Origin of the sequence: Streptomyces sp. NPDC048383, from assembly GCF_040651775.1 — a bacterium.
Taxonomy (GTDB): Bacteria; Actinomycetota; Actinomycetes; order Streptomycetales; family Streptomycetaceae; genus Streptomyces.
Map to the genome: position 1 here is coordinate 82,945 of NZ_JBEZKS010000027.1, position 17,503 is coordinate 100,447.

14 protein-coding genes are annotated in these 17,503 nt (G+C 74.5%); 7 read left to right on the forward strand and 7 right to left on the reverse strand.

What is annotated here, in order from left to right; all coding sequences use genetic code 11:
• Positions 1-111: 111 nt before the first annotated feature.
• The 3 genes from AB0D46_RS19955 to AB0D46_RS19965 form a co-directional block, all read right to left on the reverse strand.
• Complete coding sequence (locus AB0D46_RS19955) at positions 112-2,268, reverse strand: discoidin domain-containing protein (RefSeq protein ID WP_362879082.1); 2,157 nt, start codon at positions 2,266-2,268, stop codon at positions 112-114.
• Between the two features lie 401 nt (positions 2,269-2,669).
• A complete protein-coding gene (locus tag AB0D46_RS19960) occupies positions 2,670-5,846 on the reverse strand; it encodes a poly(A) polymerase (RefSeq protein WP_362879083.1) in 3,177 nt (1,058 codons plus the stop codon).
• The gene (locus AB0D46_RS19965; RefSeq protein WP_362879084.1) at positions 5,846-7,669 is read right to left on the reverse strand and encodes an RNA ligase family protein; all 1,824 of its coding nucleotides are present in this window, start codon (positions 7,667-7,669) and stop codon (positions 5,846-5,848) included. Before AB0D46_RS19965 ends, AB0D46_RS19960 begins: the two co-directional genes overlap by 1 nt.
• Before the next feature lie 81 nt (positions 7,670-7,750).
• Here AB0D46_RS19965 and AB0D46_RS19970 point away from each other — a divergent pair, with 81 nt between their 5' ends.
• On the forward strand, positions 7,751-8,149 hold the full coding sequence (locus AB0D46_RS19970) for a hypothetical protein (protein WP_362879085.1): 399 nt from the start codon (positions 7,751-7,753) through the stop codon (positions 8,147-8,149).
• 144 nt (positions 8,150-8,293) lie between these two features.
• On the opposite strand, the gene AB0D46_RS19975 is transcribed toward AB0D46_RS19970, so the two are convergent.
• Together AB0D46_RS19975 and AB0D46_RS19980 are read right to left on the reverse strand one after the other, a co-directional pair.
• Entirely contained in the window at positions 8,294-8,851 is a 558-nt protein-coding gene (locus AB0D46_RS19975; RefSeq protein ID WP_362879086.1) for a hypothetical protein, read from the reverse strand.
• A gap of 120 nt (positions 8,852-8,971) precedes the next feature.
• Complete coding sequence (locus tag AB0D46_RS19980; RefSeq protein ID WP_362879087.1) at positions 8,972-10,723, reverse strand: VanW family protein; 1,752 nt, start codon at positions 10,721-10,723, stop codon at positions 8,972-8,974.
• 221 nt (positions 10,724-10,944) lie between these two features.
• Here AB0D46_RS19980 and AB0D46_RS19985 point away from each other — a divergent pair, with 221 nt between their 5' ends.
• From AB0D46_RS19985 to AB0D46_RS20000, 4 genes are all read left to right on the forward strand, one after another.
• A complete protein-coding gene (locus AB0D46_RS19985) occupies positions 10,945-11,952 on the forward strand; it encodes an NUDIX hydrolase (RefSeq protein ID WP_362879088.1) in 1,008 nt (335 codons plus the stop codon).
• A gap of 61 nt (positions 11,953-12,013) precedes the next feature.
• Positions 12,014-12,544: an SRPBCC domain-containing protein gene (locus AB0D46_RS19990; protein WP_362879089.1), complete on the forward strand. Its 531-nt coding sequence runs from the start codon at positions 12,014-12,016 to the stop codon at positions 12,542-12,544.
• A 73-nt stretch (positions 12,545-12,617) separates the two neighbouring features.
• Entirely contained in the window at positions 12,618-13,190 is a 573-nt protein-coding gene (locus AB0D46_RS19995) for a hypothetical protein (protein WP_362879090.1), read from the forward strand.
• 235 nt (positions 13,191-13,425) lie between these two features.
• The gene (locus tag AB0D46_RS20000; protein WP_362879092.1) at positions 13,426-14,367 is read left to right on the forward strand and encodes a class I SAM-dependent methyltransferase; all 942 of its coding nucleotides are present in this window, start codon (positions 13,426-13,428) and stop codon (positions 14,365-14,367) included.
• A 51-nt stretch (positions 14,368-14,418) separates the two neighbouring features.
• Here AB0D46_RS20000 and AB0D46_RS20005 read toward each other — a convergent pair whose 3' ends face one another.
• Positions 14,419-15,795 (reverse strand): DEAD/DEAH box helicase, encoded by a 1,377-nt coding sequence (locus tag AB0D46_RS20005; RefSeq protein ID WP_362879104.1) that lies wholly within the window; start codon positions 15,793-15,795, stop codon positions 14,419-14,421.
• Positions 15,796-16,082: 287 nt separating this feature from the next.
• The gene (locus AB0D46_RS20010; protein WP_362879094.1) at positions 16,083-16,580 is read right to left on the reverse strand and encodes a helix-turn-helix domain-containing protein; all 498 of its coding nucleotides are present in this window, start codon (positions 16,578-16,580) and stop codon (positions 16,083-16,085) included.
• A 90-nt stretch (positions 16,581-16,670) separates the two neighbouring features.
• Between AB0D46_RS20010 and AB0D46_RS20015 the strand changes: the two genes are divergently transcribed.
• Together AB0D46_RS20015 and AB0D46_RS20020 are read left to right on the forward strand one after the other, a co-directional pair.
• The gene (locus AB0D46_RS20015) at positions 16,671-17,036 is read left to right on the forward strand and encodes an HGxxPAAW family protein (RefSeq protein WP_362879096.1); all 366 of its coding nucleotides are present in this window, start codon (positions 16,671-16,673) and stop codon (positions 17,034-17,036) included.
• 134 nt (positions 17,037-17,170) lie between these two features.
• Positions 17,171-17,374 (forward strand): cold-shock protein, encoded by a 204-nt coding sequence (locus AB0D46_RS20020; RefSeq protein WP_362879098.1) that lies wholly within the window; start codon positions 17,171-17,173, stop codon positions 17,372-17,374.
• The last annotated feature ends 129 nt before the right edge of the window (positions 17,375-17,503 follow it).

A 17,503-nucleotide genomic window follows, 5' to 3' on the forward strand; every position in this document is an offset into this window, starting at 1 on the left:
CCGCGGCCCGTCGAATGGCCCGCAACGTGGGGCGGCCGCCGGGCCGCCCCACGCCTTCCGGGGGGCGGGGGGCGGGGGGAGGGGATGGGGGTCAGGGGTGGTGCGGGTCGATCAGGGGAACGACACCACCGTGGACGGGACGGTCGAGGTGCCGGAGGTGGGGGCGCCGACGCCGTTGATGACGTGCTCGTACTGGCCGTTGCCGCCGAGCGAGACCACCAGAAGGTCGTGGAAGCGCACGCCCGGCTTCACCGGTGCCTGGAAACCGTGGTCCTGACGGATCGTCGGGTCCACGTTGTAGTAGCAGTAGCTGCCCAGGCCCCACCCCTCGTGGGTGTTCACCGAGTCGGCCACCTTGTAGCCGGCGTAGCCCTTGGTGGCGCCGTTCTGGACGGCGGCCTGGTTGGGTGCGTCGTACGCCTTCTCGTTCTGGAAGAAGATCGTGCGGCCGCGTTCGCCGTTCCACTCCACGTCGTACTTGTTGAAGTGCTCGACGAACAGCCCCGTGGCCAGGACGTCGTCACCGTTGACGCGGAAGCCGTAGTCGGAGCGGTTGGTCTCCCAGCCCACCCCGTCCCCGTGGTCGGCCCGCCAGATCCAGGTGTGGTCGACGATGGTGTCGTGGCTGTTGACCGCCATGCCCAAGGTGGCCTTGCCCGCGCCGGCCCCGCCGACCCGGATGAAGACGTCCTGCACGGTCGTCGGGTTCGCGGCGTGGTCGGCGGCGGAGCCGGCCGGGCCGACCTCCAGCAACGTCGGGGAGTTGACCGGACCCGCGTCGATGAGGAAGCCGGCGAGCCGCACCCCGTCCACGTCGGCGACCCTCATCGCGGTCACCCCGTTGTCCGGGATGATCGTGGCCAGGCCGAGACCGAGGACCACGGTGTCCGGACGGTTCACCTGGATGGTCCGGTCGACGTGGTAGACGCCGGGTGTGAACAGCAGGTGCAGGCCCTGGGCCAGCGCCTGGTTGATCGTCGCCGCGCTCGCGCCCGGCTTGACCACGTAGAACCGGTTCAGCGGGACCGAGGTGCCCTGCGGCGCCCCGTTGCCCCACGAGGTGCCGCGGGCGTTGGTCCGCTTGGCGGGGACGAAGACCTTGTACTCGTTGCCGTCCAGGTACAGGAACGGCTTCTCCCGGGAGACCGGGGTGGTGTCGAGGGTGGTGTACGGCGGGTTCGGGTACGACTGCGCCGGCGCCCCCTGGGTCCCCGAGAACACCTGGTTCCACACCGCGTTGGACCAGCCGCCGATGGAGCTGTCGCGGGTGTACCACTGCTGCTGCGAGTAGTTGCCGACCTGCCCGTCGATCTTCGAGTCGGCGATGTAGCCGCCGGAGGCCCAACCGTAGCCGTTCGGGGCCAGGTTGAGGCCGCCCTTCACGTGCATGCGGCGGAAGGGCGCGGCCTGCGACACGGCCCAGCGGTTGGTGCCGTTCACCGGGTTGAGCGCGAGGTTCTCGGCCGAACGCCAGAAGTTCTGGGTGGCGTTGCCGCCGAACCAACCCGCGTCGACGGTGACGTCCCCGTTGATGGTGGTGTCGTCGGGGCTCAGGCCGAGGCCCGAGATGGAGGTGTAGAAGCCGATCTGCGCGTTGAGCCCGTTGTAGGTACCCGGCTTGAAGAGGAACTGGTAGCGGCCGGAGCCGAACTGGGCGGACTCCTGCTGGGCGAAGACCTGGTCCAGCCTGCCCTGGATGTTCGGCGTCGACGGGTCGAAGACGATCACGTTGGGGCCGAGGTCGCCGCCGCCGGGTATGACCGGTCCGGTGCCGTCGGTGCCGTAGACCTGGAACTCCCAGAGGGAGTAGCCGTACCCGGTGGTGCGCTCCGTGCCGTGCACGCGCACGTACCGGGCCGTTCCGGTGATGTCGTGGGTGACCGTTCCGCCGACGCCGGCGGAGGTCGAGTACGCGGTGGACCAGGTGCTGCCGTCGTTGGACAGCTCGACCCGGTAGGCCTTGGCGGCGGCGGTCTCCCAGCGCAGCACCACCTGGCCGATTTGGGCGGGTGCGCCGAGGTCGACCTGTATCCACTGCGGGTCGGCGAACTGACTGGACCAGCGGGTGCCGTTGTCGCCGTCCACGGCCGCGCCGGCCGGGGTGCCGGCGTTCTCGACCGAGGAGGCGGTGGCGGGCTTGCCCTGGGAGAGGAGCGTGGGCGCCGCGGTGGCGGCGGTGCCGGGGAGCAGCACGAGGAGGGCCGCGACCAGGGCGGCGGCGAGGGCCGCGACCGTCAGTCGGGGCGGATGATCGGAGAGGCGTGGCATGGGGGCACTCCTGACGTCGTGGATCCGGGGGGATCGAAGCGTGAGTGAACTGCCCGACAGGGAGGCCGTCAAGGGGTTCAGCGTTCATGAACCGAAGACCCATCGGCATGTCAATTGGCCTGCAGGCCTGTGAACTTGGGGTTTCTTCAATCCTTGTGAAAAGTGTTGACGAAAAATCCCCGCAAGGCTCTACTGAGGCTCCTGACCGCTCCGTTCCGCCGTGCCCGCGACGGCGGGACGGGGCTTCGGGCAGGCTTCGGCCGCGTTCGTCCCCGGTTCGTGCCGGCGTCGGTCCGGCCCGGCCCGGCCCGGTCCGAACCCGGTCCGGTTTCGGGAAGTGTTCGTACGGAGGAGGCGGACGGCGTCATGCGTTCGCTACTCGTCGCCATCAGCCGAGCCCGTCAGGTGAGATCCGGCACCTCGCCGCCGGCGACCAGGGCGACCTCGACACCGGGCAGGCCGGCCGCCCACGCGACCGTCAGCGCTTCCCGGCGGCCCGCGTCGCCCGCCCCGACCCCCAGCCCCACCGCGTAGCGGGCCCGCGTCGCGGCCCGCTCGAAGGGGCGCGGCCACGCGTGTACGTCGGCCACCCCGGCCCCCTCCAACGCGCCGAGCAGGGCGCGCACCCGGCCCCGGGCCCGACCCAGGTTCTCCTCGAACTCCCGCGGCCCGTCGCCCCGTACGGTCACCACGGCCCACGCCGCGTGTCGACGGTGCAGCGGCGGGCCGGACAGCAGTCGCTCGAAGTCGCCCGGGTCCGCGTCGAGGACCTCCCACGCCCGGTACAGCTCCCGCACGAGCAGGTCCCGCATCCCGGCCCCGACCTGGGCCGTGCAGCTGCGCACCGGTTCCGACGGGGTCAGCACGGTGACCGGTGCGGGCCCCTCCCCGCACCGGCCGTCGGGATCCGGCACGGGGCCGCTTTCGCCCCCGGCGGCAGCACCGCCTGGCGCTACGGAGTAGGCGCGTCCGGGCCCCGCCCGCGCGGGCAGCGGACCGGACGCCCCGGAGGGCCGCAGCGCCACCGGCTCGTTCCAGTCCCAGGCGGCCCACGTCGCGAAGAACTCCCGCAGCAGCGCCGCCGGTTCCAGGTCACGGGCCGTACGTACGGTCCTGGCGGCCAGCACCGTCCAGGCCAGCCCCGGCAGCCCGCCGAAGGGCGCCGAGTCCAGGCCGCGGACCCGTGCCCAGGACTTCACCTCCAGCGCCAGTCCGGAGAACGCGGCCCGCCGCGTGCCCACGGACTCCCGTACGGCGTCCGCGTCGCTCAGCGCGCTGAGCGCCACCGCGGCCGCCCCGCCGAGCTCCGCCCGCCGCGCGACGGCCGTGTCGGGGTCCGTCCCGCCGGTGGCGACCACCACCAGGTCCACGTCCCGCTGCCCGAGGCGCAACCGCAGCCCCGGCACCCGCGCACCGGTGACCTCCCGCAACCGCTCGGCCTCCGGCAACGCGGCCGCGACCCGCTCCCGCAGCCCGGCGGTGCCGGGGGCGCCCGGCACCGTCGCCACCAGGTCCAGGTCCGCCCACGGCGGCGCGCACGCCATCCGCCGCGACCCGGCGACCCGCACCACCGCCCCCTCGCCGAGCGCCGCGGTCACCCGTACCACGATCGCCGCCACGGACCACGGCCGTTCTCCCCGGGGCGGCCGCTTCGGCAACCGCGGCGCGGCCGGCTCCCGCGACGTGGCCGGCTCGGGCAACGGCGCGGCCCGGTCCGGCGACGGCGCGGCCCGATCCGGCGACGGCATGTCCCCATCCGGCCACGACGCCGTGTCCCGATCCGGCGAGGACCTGTCCCGATCCGGCGGCGAGCCCGCCCGCCCCGACCGTGCCCCGGCCCGCTCCGGCCGCGCCCCGGTCCGCAGGTCCGTCCGGTACGCGGCCAGGGGCGACGGCTCGGGCAGCGGGCAGACCTCGCCCGTGCCGAGTTCCACGGTCGCCCGTACCACCATCGGCCCGTCGCCGCGCCGCGACAGCACCGCGAGCCGCCCGACCGTCGCACCGCGTCCGCCGGTCAGGCGCGCCTCGAACTCCCGCTCCGCCCGCCGCGGATCACGGCTGCGGCCCAGCGTCAGGTGCGGGGTCCAGTCGGAGCCCCGGGCCCGTCCCGCGCATCCCGGGAAGCGTTCCACCAGCGCCCGCCGCAGCTCCTGCCACGGGGCCCCGCCGGCCGCCGCCGGGTCCAGCCACAGGGTGGCGTCCTCCCGGTACCCGAAGGAGTGCACGCCCTCCAGCCGGGCGGTGAACGGCTCCGTCGCGGCCGCCACCTGCGACAGCAGCGGCAGCGCCGCGTCGAAGGAGGACTCCGGCACGAAGCCGAAGAGCAGGTTCACGTGCGCGGGCCACCTCCCGTACGCCGGATCGTGCCGCCGCCGCAGCTCCGCCACCGCGGGATCCTCCGGCGGCAACCAGGCCACCGCGGTCCGGGCCGTCGCCGTCACGTCGAGCCGCTCGCCCGCGCCCGCGGCGGGGTACTCCAGGGTGGCCTCCACCCCGTAGTGGTCCGAGATGAACAGTCCCTCCGCCGCCGGCGCGTCACCGCGCAGGGCCGCCGCCGGTACCCGCGCGGCCGACGACCGCAACAGGATCCGGTCCAGCCGACCCGGCCGGCCCGTCAGGGAACCCACCGCGGCCAAGGGGTTGCCCACCGGATCGAAGGTCGGGGTGTCGTCGTCCGCGCCGTGCACCTCGCTCCACGCGTCCCGCAGGCCCAGCGTCGTCGCCGGACCCGCCCCGGACCGGCCGTCGTTGAAGTCTCCGAGCAGCGCCAGGTCCGCGTCGAGGCCGGCCGTTCCCTCGGCGATCCGGGCCAGTTCCTCCGCGCGCCGGCCGGCGCCGTTCTCGGTGTGGTCACTGGTCAGGTGGGTCGCGGCGACGACGAGCGGCCCGGCCGCGGTGTCGACCGTGACGGCGGCGACCCCCTTGTGCCGCCGCAGCATGTGCAGCCCGGCCTCGCGCACCGGAAGCCGACTCAGCAGGAGCAGCCCGCACCCGGACACGTCGCCGCCGTACGGATCGGTGCCCAGGACGTACCCGTCCCGGACCCAGGGCGCGGCCAACACCAGTTTCAGCAGGGCGGGTTCGACCTCCTGGAGGGCTATCACATCGGCGTCGGCCGCCGCCAGGTCGGCCAGCAGCAGCGGCCTGCGCAGCGCGGTGGAGATGAGGGGGGCGTCGTAGCGGTCCCACAGGGTGTTCCAGGTCAGCAGCCGGACCCGCCGCGGGGCGGCATCGACGGGGCTCGACCGAACCGGCCGCCAGGCACCCCCGTCCGCCGGGTCCCAGGCGTGCGGGGTCCGGGCGCCGAAGAAGGGGGCCTCCAGCAGGCGCCGTTCGCGCACCCGCCCGGCCGGACTCGTGTCGATCAGGTCCACGCCGCCGGCCCGGTCCCACACCAGCTCGCCGTCCGCCTCGACGAACAGGACCCGGTGCCAGGGGATGTCACCCCCCGGCACGAACGACGGCAACGGCACCCGCTTCGGCGCGGCCCCGCGCTGGTGCAGCCCGAGCGTGAACCGCGCCGGATCGAACCGCGGGTCCCAGCGGACCTGGTGGTAGAGCTGCTCACTGGTCCGCATCAGACGTACTCTCCCGTGTCGTTGCCCGCCGGGACCGTGCCGGCGCCGCCGCTTCCCGAGGCCGTGACCCCGCTCCCGTACGGTCCGTCCCCCGGGCCGCCCAATCCGCCCGCCGTGTCCTCGACGGTGCCGCCCGCGCCGACGTACCAGGTCCGGTGCGCCTGACCCGGATAGGGCGGGCTGTACCGGCGCACCTGCCCGACCAGAACGGCCTCCGGTACGGGATGCGCCCGTACGCCGTTGCGGCGCCGCAACTCGGCCTCCCCGACGAGCACCACCGCGTGCGTGACCAGCGCGTCCCGCCGCCGCGCGACGGCGCCCGCAAGGCCGCGCTGTTGCTCGGTCAGCGAAGTGGCGTCCCACACCACCGTCCCGCCGGCGGCCAAGGCCCGGTCCAACCGGTCCAGACCCTCGCGCAGCACCTCGGCGTTGGCCCGCTGGTCGGCGCGCGCACCCCGCTCGGCGCGCAGATCGTCCAGGCCGACGTACGCGGACACCCCCGGCAGGCCCCGGGCGAAGGTGCTCTTGCCACTGCCCGACGGCCCGCACAGCTGCACCAACCGCGGCCCGGACGCCGCGTCCCGCCAGCGCCAGGTCGCTGCCACCGCCTCCGCCGCGGTGGAGATCCCGCCCCGCCCGAAGGCCTCCCGGGCTTCGGCCCAGCAGCGGTCCGCCGCGTCCCCGTCAAGGCCCCCCAGGGCTCGGCGCAGACCGGTCCGGAGGTCGCCCAAGGGGTCCGCGCCGAGCAACCCGGCCTCCTCGGCGTGCAGCGCGGACCACTGCGCGCAGTCCCGCCCCGCCGCCCCGTCCGCACCGCCGGGCACCGAGAGCGCCAGCGCGTGCAACACCCCGAGGTCGGCGGCCGTCGCCATGCGCACCAACCCGGCCCGCCGTCGCTCGTCCGGGAACGGCTGCCGCACCGCCGGGTACAGCCCCACCAGGTCCGCGACCCGGCGCGCCCCGGCCATGCCGAGCGGCCCCGCGGCCAGCCGCGCAGCGAGGGCCCCGCGCGGTTCCCGGTGCAGTACGGCGGCCAACACCCCCGTCAGCCGGGTCTCCCCGGTCCGTCCGGCCCCGTCGAGCCGCGTCGCCACCTCGGCGGCGGCCTCCCGGGCCCCGGGCGCGGGCTCCGGTCCTTCGCCCAGGGCGGCCAGCAGGCCCGGTACGTCCGGCTCGGACCCCGAAGCGGCCGCCCACAGCGGAGCCGCCGGGCCGAGTCCGTTCGGCACCACGGGCGCGTACATCCAGTGGGTGTCGGTGCGCACGTGGCCGCCGCGCACCCACTTGGCCACGTACCGTCCGAAGTCCTCGCGTTCGAAACCCGCGACGGTACGGACGACCCAGCCCTCCTGGCGGGTGGTGTCGACGCGGAGCCTGCGCAGGGCGCGTTCGTCGTGGACGCCGCGCCACAGGACGCGCGGGGTGGGGACGCCGAGCCGGCGCAGGAAGCGTACGGTCCGGTCCCAGTCCAGGCAGCGGTCGCCGTCCCACACCGAGAACCCGTAGAACCAGCTGTCGAGGTCCTCGTAGGCCAGCGAGTGACGGGCGTACACGTTCTCCCCGCACACCCGCCAACCGGCCGGGATCCCGGCGCCGACGCGGCTCTGGAGGCCCTTGACCCAGGCCCGCGAGGGGTGGTGCGCCGAGTCGAGGGAGCGGGCGTGCAGGCCGTCCGGGTACAGGGTGGTGTTCTCCCCGTCGAGCTTCTCGGTGACCACCACCTCGCGCCCGGCGAGCGCGGCGGTCCCGCGGGCCCGTACGTCGTCCGAGGTCGCACCGGGGGACCAGGGCAGGTGCGCCGTACGGGGGTAGTGGGTGCGCATGTGGGGCTCCTGCTCGACGACGTCCTGCGGTCACTCTAGGTATCCGGATCGGGTGAATCCACCCGAATAACCGCCCCCGGGGTGCCTACGGGGGTCGACTCCCTCGCGACTCGCACCCGGGGCGGCGACCGGGAGGACCACCGGGACGGCCACCGCAAGTCGGCCGCCCGCCGGGAACAGCAGCCGGGTCGGGACGGGCCCCGTACGCCCGCTCCGGCGCCCGGGGGGAAGCGCACCTCGCTCGGGATCGGAGCCGCCCGCAGATCCGCCGCGTACGCCCCCTCCGGCAGCTCCGCGGCGGCCGCCGCGAGCAGCGGACCGGCGGCTCCGGACCACCGCGCCACGGGGCGGGGCCGCGGCCAGGGATGCCCGGCGCCGCGCGGGGTCGTGGCGCACCTGACCGGCGAAGTCCGGTCCGGCCACCGCCCGTCGGGCCGGCCGGAGGTACTCCAGCAGCAGTCCACCCACCGCCGACGGTGATCAGCGCGTTCCGCGCCGCGGGCGGGGGAAGCGGAGGCCTCGACCGGCTCGGAGTCCGCACCGCGTGGCCCACCCGCCGGCCGGCCCGGGTGGTCTAGTGCTGTGACCGGAAAGGTCCACCGGCAAACCTTTCCGGCCACAGCACTAGCGGCACAGGGCGACGATGCTCGGGTCCACCCGGCCGCGGGCCGCCGCGCACAGCGGAGCCATGTCGAACGTGCGCTGCGGGACCGGCCCCTGGCGGGGCGGCAGTTGGCGCTGACGCGCCTTCGGGGCGGGAGCGGGCGCCCGGCGTACGGCCTTCGGGGGTCGGACCGGCCGTTCGGGGGCGGCCCGGCGCGGCGGACGGTCCACGGCTCGGCGCGGTGCGCGCCGCTCCGGTGCGGCGACGGGGACGGCGCGCCCGGCGGGGGCCGCCGTCCCCGCCGGCCCGTCGGGAGCCGGCGTCGGCGTCGCCCCGACCTCGGGCAGCGGCCCCAACGGCCAACCGACGGGAGCTGGTTGCCGCACCGCCGGGCTGGACGCGGCAGTCCCCGGCACCCCGCTCGGAGCGGGCGGCCGTACGGTCACGCATCCCGTCGCCAGCACCAACGCGGCCGGCAGCACCACCCCGAGGAGCAGCGGCATCAGGGACCGGGGCCGGGCCCGCAACAGGGGCAGGGGTGCGATCGGGGACAGGGGCGGGACTCGGCGCGGCTGCATCCGCCCAGCCTGCCGCACCGGCACACGCCGGGACCTTTCCCGTCACACTGATGGGTGAGATCCAGAACGGACGACGCACCCTCGGCCCAAGCGGCGCGAGCGACCCCCGACCCGAAGGACTCAGGTACCGCACGTGACGGTGTCACGGGGCGTGTAACGCGTCTTCAGCGTCTCGCGCTTCACCTCTTGTCCGCCCTTCACGAATATCCGGTCCACGGCCACGTCGAAGCCCTCCAGCGGGGACTGGGGCTCGCACTTGGGGCCCGTACCGGTGCGGGTCGCCGGCGGTTTGACGTTCGTGCGCGGCCCCTTCTCCGCCTTCACCTCGTCGTACTTCTTCGTCCCGAAGAAGGTGATGGTGACGGAGGAGTCGGTGGCTTCGGCCTGGATGTACAGGGCCTTGCCCGAGTCGTTGGCGAACCTCAGGTCCAGGCTGCCCCAGGCCACCGTGGCCTCACGGCCCTCCGGGTAGCGCTCGATGTAGAAGGAGTGCGCCCCGTGCTCCACGGGTTTGACGCCCGCGAAGAACATCGCGTTGAAGACGGTCGTCGCGACGGCGGAGACGCCGCCGCCCGCGGCCTTCTCGTACACGCCATTGTTGATCATGATGCCGTCGACGAAGCCGTTCTCCTTCGTGCGTTCGCCGACCCGCTGGTTGAAGCTCCACGTCTCGTCGGGCATGACCACCGAGCCGTTGATCAGCTCGGCGGCCCTGCCTATGTTCGTCGTCCGGTACGCGGCCCGCTCGAACGGCACCGTGAACGAGGACACCTGCTCCTTGAGCCCGAGCCGCGCCACGCTCTCCCGGGTCAGCCGGGGCTGGACCTCCTCGGTGGCGATCTCGCCCGTACGGGCCGCCGCCCCGCTGCGCGTCAGCAGCGGCAGCACGGCCTTGCCCAGGGTCCCGGCGGTGACCTGCCGGCCCGGCCGGCCGTCCTCGGCGACGGTGACCTGCCCGGCGGCGTCGACCCGCAGCTTCGCCTCGACCGGCCCGGGGGAGGCCTGGCGCAGCGGACCGCCGACGGCGGGATCGGCCAGCAGGGCCTTCTCGTCCAGGACCGGCGCCAGCCGGCCCGTGCCGTCGTCCTTCATCGACAGGTGCTTGCCCAGCGCCGCCGGGGCGACGGGTACGCGCTTGCCGGCCACGGTGAGGGTGACCGGCGCCGACATGGCGGGCTCGCCGAAATCCTTCAGGGCCCGGTCCGTCTCCTGCTGCCCGACGCGGGGCTCCGTGCGCCGCACGGGCAGCTCCACGTCGGCCGCCGAGCCCGCGGTGCGCGGATACGCGGCCCGCAGCGCGTCGAGCGAGCGGTCCACGTCGAGGGCGATCCCGGCGGCCGGTGCCGTGGCCTTCGCCTTGCCCTTCTCGAAGGTCACCGCGCCCTCGCGAGCCCCCTGGCCGGTCTTCTCGCCGATGCCGTCGAGCGCGGCGCGGGCCGCCCTCTCGTCGAAGCGGACCACCGGCCGCACGTCCGGGTCACCGGAGGCGAAGAGCCGACCGATCACCGTGAACGGGTCGGAGCCGGCGCGCGCGGCGCGGTCGACGGTCCCGGCGGTGTCCAGCGACAGGCCGAGGCTCGCCGGCGCCGCCTGCTCGGTGCGCTCGCCGACCCGCAACCCCAGCGGGGCCGTCGCCGACGGCCCGAGGTTCCGGGCCAGGGCTTGACGGGCCTCGGCGCGGGACATCCCGCCGATGTCGACGCCACGCACCTTCGTGCCCGGCGCGACCTCTTCCCCGGCGAGGAGCAGCCCGGCCGCGTACAACCCGCCGAAGGCGAGCACCGCGGCGCCTCCCGCGATCCCGACGACCATTGGCGCGGTCCACCGCTTTCCGGTGGCCGCGCCGGTCTCCGTACGGGGTGCGCGTCGCATGGCGGTGCTGTCTCCTTCGGTCCGGGTACGTGGTCGGACCGGCGGTTTTCACACCGCCAGCCCGCACCGCGGACGGTATCAAGATCGACATAACCCGGTCATAAGGAGGTATAGCGAGGGCAAAGCCGATCCGGGTGGTCCGCCCGGTGTGCGCCGTAACCCGCAGGCCGCACCCGCTGTTGCACAACCCGGCGGGCCCACCCACGGTGAACGGAGTTCCGATGCCGCAGCTGACCGACGATCCCGGACGGGCGGGCACCCGGATGACCCCGCAGGAGTACGGCGCCTCGCGCGCCACGCTCTGGACCGCGGCGGTCGTCCTCGTCACCGACCCCGACGGCCGGGTCCTCGTCCAGAGCGTCGACTACCGCCCCGACCGGCTGCTGCCGGGCGGCGCCGTGGACGCGGGGGAGTCGCCCGCCGCCGCGGCCGCCCGCGAGGTGCGCGAGGAACTCGGAGTCGACGGCCACTACCCGCACGGCCTCGCCGTGGACTGGATCCCGGCGGACACCCCCGGCTTCCCGCCCGAGATGGGCTTCCCCGGCGAGATCCTCCACGTCTACGACGGCGGTACCTGGACCCCGGAGCGGATCCGGTCCGTCCGGCTCCCCGCCCAGGAGGTCACCGGCATCGACTTCGCCGAGCCCGCCGACCTGACCGCCCTGATGGAGCCGGTCGACGCCCGCCGCGCCCTGTCCGCCCTGCGCGCCCGGATCGGCGGCGGCGGACCGGCCCTCCTGGAGGCGGGACGCCCCACGACCCCCACCGCCCTCGACCGGCTCGGCGTCCTGCGCACCCGCCGCACCCCGCAGCACGGGGCCTGGATCCCCGCCCCCGTCCCGGCGCACCTGCCGGTGCGGGAACGCTCCGGGTGGCTCTTCGCCCCCGACGGCCGCGTCCTGCTCCTCGTCGCCCGCGCCACCGGCGCCGTACACCTGCCGTCACCCACCGCCGAACCCGCCGTCGCTCCCCTCACCCTGGGCTACCGCCACACCGACCGGGGCGCCCTCACCCGCACCGCGGCCCGGCTCACCGCGGTGAGCCCGACAGCCGACGCGGCGTACGCGCGCCTGCTGGCCACCCCGGAACAGGTACGGGAGCTCAACGACTGGGGCCCCGCGGGCCACCACGAACTCGCGGCCGTCCACGCGGCCCGCGCCCGGCTCGTCCTGCCCGCCCCGCCCCGCACCCCGCCGACGGAACTCCCCGAGCGCGGCGTCCGCTGGTGACGGCGCCGCCGCGACCCGACCAATCCGCCGGCGCGGGCGACCGGTCCCGCAGCATGGGCCCATGATCGACAGTGACATCACCTACACCCTGTACATCCAGGCCGACCCCGCCCGGGTCTGGCAGGCCCTCACCGAGCCCGCCCTCACCCGCCGCTACTGGGGCCTGAGCTTCGAGACGGACTGGGCGGTGGGCTCACCCATGACCTGGGTCGAGCGCGGGGCGCGCACCAGTGACCCCGAACAGGTGGTCCTGGACTGCGTACCGGACCGCCGGCTCTCCTACACCTGGCACACCTTCACCCCGCAGTGGGCCGCCACCGTGGGCATCGAGGAGGAACTGCGCGCCGAACTGGCGGAGCAGCCGCGCACCCGGGTGACGTACGAGATCGAACCGGTCGGCGACACCCTCGCCCGCCTCACGGTCCACCACGAGGGGTTCCTGCCGGGCGGCACCCTGATCGGCATGTGCGGTCGGGCCTGGCCGCTGCTCGCGTCCAGCCTCAAGACCCTGCTGGAGACGGGCGCCCCGCTGCCGGAGACCGGTCACGACGAGGAACAGGGCTCCGGCGGCCACGAGGCCCGCGGCGGGTGAACCGCCGGGGTGCCGGGCGGCCCCCGGGGACCCTGCGCGCGATCCGTTCACCCCGGTCGTGTGGAATGGCCGTATGGGGACACGCGAGCACGAGACGATCCGGGAGCAGGGCGGCGACCCGGCGGACCAGGCCGGGCGACCGCTCCCGGCCGGCGCCGCGCCGCCCGTCCCCCCGCGGCCCGCGCCCGGCCGCTCGGGCTACGCCGGGCACCTCGACCGCCTCGCCGCCGCCTCGGGCACCCGGGCCGAGCCCGACGCGGTGGCCGCCGTACTGAGCGACCCCGACCCCGTCATGGCCGACAGCGCCGTCGTCACCCACCTGGACCGGCGGGCCGTGCGGCTCCCCGCCGACGCCACGTTCGCCGACTGGGCGGGCGCCCTGCGACCCGCCGTCGCCGGCCGGCCCTTCCCGGCCCGCCGACTGCGGGAGTGGACCCTGCTGAAGGCGATGGAGGCCGGTGGCCCGTGGTCGGCCGACGACCTGGTCGCCGCCTCCGACTGGTGCCAGCACGCCGCCGCCCTCTCACCGGCCCCGTACGAGGCGCTGGCCGTCCTCGCGACCTCCGCACGGACCGGTCGCGCACGCAACGTCGCCGCTCAGCGCCTGCGCCGCCTGGCCCTGCCGACCGACCCCCGCGTGAGGTAGCCGCGGACAACGCCGCGGACCCCCCGTCCCTCGGAGCCGGCTGCGCGGGTTGCGGCGGCTGCGGGGGCGGCTTCTGAGGCCTGCGAACGGTGTGCGCGGCGCGGCGCCGCCGGCGAAGTGGAGGCAGTGCCTGCCGCGAAGTCTCGTCAGACGCCAGTACGAGGGCTTATGGTCCTCCATACCTGGCCAGGTATCAGCGTTGAACCGATGCCACTCCACTGGAGGATGACTCTCCGTGTCGCACGTTTCACAGGCCCCCGTCACCACCCCCGACGGCGAGCCTGCACCGCCCGTCCCCCGAACGTTCGGAGAGGTCAAGGGCTGGTTCTCGGCCCATGACCAGGTTCTGTTCGACTGGTTCCTCACCCGTCAGAACGAGGACGCCGAAACCCCGGGCGACATCCTCGAACTGGGCGCCTTCATGGGTAAGAGCGCCATCTTCCTGGGCGGATACCTGCGCGACGGTGAGGAGTTCACCGTCTGCGACCTCTTCGATTCCCCCGCGCCCGACGACTTCAACCTCGCCGAGACGCGTGACTCCTACCCGACGCTCACCCGGCGCGGGTTCGAGACGAACTACCTGGCCTTCCACGAGGCGCTGCCCACGGTCATCCAGGCGCCGACCTCCGTGGTCTCCGACCGCGTACGGCCCGGGAGTTGCCGCTTCGTCCACATCGACGCCTCGCACCTGCACGAGCACGTCGTCCAGGACATCGACTCCTCGCGGCTGGTCGCCGGCGAGGGTGCCGTGGTCGTCTTCGACGACTACCGTTCCGAGCACTGCCCGGGCGTCGCCGCCGCCGTCTGGGCCGCGGTCGCCACCGGCGAGCTGCGGGTGATAGCCGTGTCGGCCCTGAAGCTGTACGCGACCTGGGGCGACCCCGAGCCCCACCGGAAGGCCATGCTGTCCTGGCTGGAGGGCCGCACCGACCTGTGGCACGGCGTCGACATCGTGCACGGCGAGCCGCTGGTGCGGATCGGCGGCGACACCGCGACGGCGCCCCCCGAGCCGAAGCCGTTGAAGGAGCCCGAGCCGGTGGAACCCGTCGTCGTCGCCGCGCCGCCGGTCGCCCGGCCCGCGCCGCGACCGGGCGCCCGCCGGCGCAAGCTGGTCAAGGACCTGCTGCCGCCGATCGTCACCCGCGCCATCGTCGCCCGACGGCGCCGCCGGGCCTGACGGCAGCGCGGTACGACGCCGGTCCCGCCCCGCGGGTCCGGCGCCCGCGCGTCACAGTCCCTTGCGGACCCGGGCCGCGCGGCGGGCCTCGGCGGCCTGTCGCGCCTCGATGGTCCTGCGGGACTCCTTGCCCTTGCCGGGGCGGCCCGGGCGGGTGCCGATTCCGCGGAACCCCAGGTCGGAGCCGCTCGGCCGACCCTTCGCGTCGGTCGGCGCGGCCCCCGAGAGCGGAACCCCGGACGGCGCCTTCGCGCCGGTGATCCGGCTCAGCGCGGCCTCACCGGAGCGCACCTGGGTGATCGTCGGCCGGATCTTGGCGTCGGCCATCAGCCGGACGATGTCCCGCCGCTGGTTGGGCGTGACCAGGGTGACGACCTTGCCGGACTCGCCCGCGCGGGCGGTCCGGCCGCCCCGGTGCAGGTAGTCCTTGCTGTCGGCCGGCGGGTCCACGTTGACCACCAGGTCCAGGTCGTCGATGTGGATGCCCCGGGCGGCGACGTTCGTCGCGACCAGGACGGTGATCAGGCTGTCCTTGAACTGTCCGAGGGTGCGGGTGCGCTGCGGCTGGGACTTGCCGCTGTGCAGCCCCTCCGCCCGGACGCCCATGGCCCGCAGGTGCTTCACGAACTGGTCGACGCCGTGCTTGGTGTCGAGGAACATCAGCACCCGGCCCTCGCGCGCCGCGATCTCGGTCGCCGCCGAGATCTTGTCGGCGGCGTGGATGTGCAGCACGTGGTGGTCCATCGTGCCGACGGACGCCGACTGCGGGTCCACGGAGTGCGAGACGGGGTCCTTCAGGTACCGCCGCACCAACTGGTCGACGTTGCGGTCCAAGGTGGCAGAGAACAGCATCCGCTGCCCGGCGTGGTGGCACTGGTCCAGGATTTCGGTGACCTGCGGCATGAAGCCCAGGTCGCACATCTGGTCCGCCTCGTCCAGCACCGTGATCTTCACGCGTTCCAGGTGCACGTCCCGCCGCCCGACCAGGTCGCTCAGCCGCCCGGGGGTGGCCACGACGACCTCCGCGCCGGTGCGTAGCGCGCCGGTCTGGCGGCCGATCGACAGCCCGCCGACGACGGTGGCCATGCGCAGCTTCAGGGCCTGCGCGTAGGGGGCGAGTGCCTCGGTGACCTGCTGCGCCAGCTCGCGCGTCGGTACGAGGACCAGGGCCAGCGGCCGCTTCGGGTCGGCCTGCTGCCCCGCGGTGCGGGCCAGCAGGGACAGGCCGAAGGCCAGGGTCTTACCCGAGCCGGTACGGCCGCGGCCGAGGATGTCGCGGCCCGCGAGTGAGTTCGGCAGGGTCGCGGCCTGGATCGGGAACGGCTCGCGCACCTGCTGCTCGGCCAGGGTGCTCAGCAGCTCGGCGGGCAGGTCGAGCTCCTCGAACGAGGTCACCGGGGGCAGCGCCGGGGTGACGGTCCGGGGCATGGTGAACTCGCCCTGGGGGCCGAGGGTGCGGGGAGTCTTGCCGCCGCCCTTGGCTCCGGGCTTGGAGCCGGCCTTCGCTCCGGCCTTGATGCCGAAACGCCTGTGAGCTGACGGGTTCTTCATGCAGAACCTTCCGTGAGGTGAGCGAGCGCGGCGGTCGAACGGGACGGGGAACGGCGACGAGCCGGGGTCCGTACCCCTTCGGTACGGGTCCCGGCTCGTCGTACGCGTCCGCATCGGGTGGAAACACCCCGCGCCTCAAGTTTCCCGGCCATTTTACCAGCCGGTCACTCCGCGGGCGGGGGGCCGATCTCCCCGGCCCGTACGCGGGTCAGGTGGGCCTGCATCTCGGCCGTGGCCCGCCCGAACCAGTCGGCGATGACGGCGACCTCGGCAGGGGAGTAGTCGGCGAACAACGCCCCGAGCCGGGCGTAGAACGGCTCGTACACCGCGACGACCCGCACTGCCGCCGCCGGGTCGGCCACCACCCGTACCCGGCGCCGGTCGGTGGGGTCCGGCCGGCGGTGCGCGTACCCGGCGCGTTCCAACCGGTTGATCACCCCGGTGACGGCGCCGGTCGTCAGGTGGGTCAGTTCGGCGAGGTCACCGGCGGAGAGCGGGGCGTCCCCGGCGCCCAGTACGTGGCCCAGGCAGGTGAGGTCGGTGACGTTCAGGCCGAGCAACTGGGCCACTTCCTGCTGGCCTATGAGGCCGAGGGCCACGTACTGGTCCATGCGCGCGATGGCCTCGCCGGCCGTCGCCGGGGGGCGGGACTTGCCGTGCACCCACACACTCCTTAGTATCTAAGTTACTTAGCTCGTGAGATAAAAGATCCTGCTCCGAGCGTACTGGCGCCCGTACCCCCAGGGAGAATCATGAGCGCGCACGGCGATGTCGACCTCGGCCACACCGTGGCCGGCTGGACCGGAACGACCTTGGCCCTGCTGGGCTGCGCGGGAGCGGGCGTGGCCCTTTGCGCGGCCTGGACGCCCGGCATCCGGCTCGGCCTCGGCCTGATCCCGGTGGCGGGGATCGTCACCTGGCTGCTCCACCTCGCCGGCTGGGGCAAGCCGAGCGGCCCCAGGCCGCGCGCCGAGTGGGATTGGCGCACCCGGGACACCGCGGCCCGCGCCGGGCACGCGCACTGCCTGGGCTGTCGGGTCGGGGGTCCCCGCCGGGCCGCCGCCGCGCGCGTCCCCCGACCGGCAGCGCAGCTGCCCGTCGGGGACGGCGCGATGTGAGCCCCGCGCGATGCGGTCATGTGTTCGAAGTGCCACGGTTGGCCGCGTTCGGCGTGTGCCGCGAGCGGCGGGTGGGCACTATCGAGACGGCTGCACGTGCGGCCCGCGTGGAACGTTGAGAAGGATCAGTACCCATGGCAACTGGCACCGTGAAGTGGTTCAACTCGGAGAAGGGGTTCGGTTTCATCCAACAGGACGACGGCGGCCCCGACGTGTTCGTGCACTTCTCCGCGATCCAGACGACCGGCTTCAAGGAGCTGGCCGAGGGCGCGAAGGTCGAGTACGACGTCACGCAGGGCCCCAAGGGGCCCCAGGCCGAGCAAGTGGTGGCGCTGTAACACCGCTTCGCGAGCCCAGCCCGTGACGAGGAGCCCCCGCCGGACACCGGCGGGGGCTCCCGCACGTGCGGCCACCCGGCGCTGATCATGCGGATCGACGGGGAGATCGACATGGTCGTGGCCATGCGG

Bases quoted from the DNA above. Each gene is read 5' to 3' on its own strand.
- AB0D46_RS19965 (WP_362879084.1), bottom strand. From the start codon at position 7,669: ATGCGCACCCACTACCCCCGTACGGCGCACCTGCCCTGGTCCCCCGGT.
- AB0D46_RS19955 (WP_362879082.1), bottom strand. From the start codon at position 2,268: ATGCCACGCCTCTCCGATCATCCGCCCCGACTGACGGTCGCGGCCCTC.
- AB0D46_RS19990 (WP_362879089.1), top strand. From the start codon at position 12,014: ATGATCGACAGTGACATCACCTACACCCTGTACATCCAGGCCGACCCC.
- AB0D46_RS20005 (WP_362879104.1), bottom strand. From the start codon at position 15,795: ATGCCCCGGACCGTCACCCCGGCGCTGCCCCCGGTGACCTCGTTCGAG.
- AB0D46_RS20020 (WP_362879098.1), top strand. From the start codon at position 17,171: ATGGCAACTGGCACCGTGAAGTGGTTCAACTCGGAGAAGGGGTTCGGT.
- AB0D46_RS20015 (WP_362879096.1), top strand. From the start codon at position 16,671: ATGAGCGCGCACGGCGATGTCGACCTCGGCCACACCGTGGCCGGCTGG.
- AB0D46_RS19995 (WP_362879090.1), top strand. From the start codon at position 12,618: ATGGGGACACGCGAGCACGAGACGATCCGGGAGCAGGGCGGCGACCCG.
- AB0D46_RS19980 (WP_362879087.1), bottom strand. From the start codon at position 10,723: ATGCGACGCGCACCCCGTACGGAGACCGGCGCGGCCACCGGAAAGCGG.
- AB0D46_RS19975 (WP_362879086.1), bottom strand. From the start codon at position 8,851: ATGCAGCCGCGCCGAGTCCCGCCCCTGTCCCCGATCGCACCCCTGCCC.
- AB0D46_RS19985 (WP_362879088.1), top strand. From the start codon at position 10,945: ATGCCGCAGCTGACCGACGATCCCGGACGGGCGGGCACCCGGATGACC.
- AB0D46_RS19960 (WP_362879083.1), bottom strand. From the start codon at position 5,846: ATGCGGACCAGTGAGCAGCTCTACCACCAGGTCCGCTGGGACCCGCGG.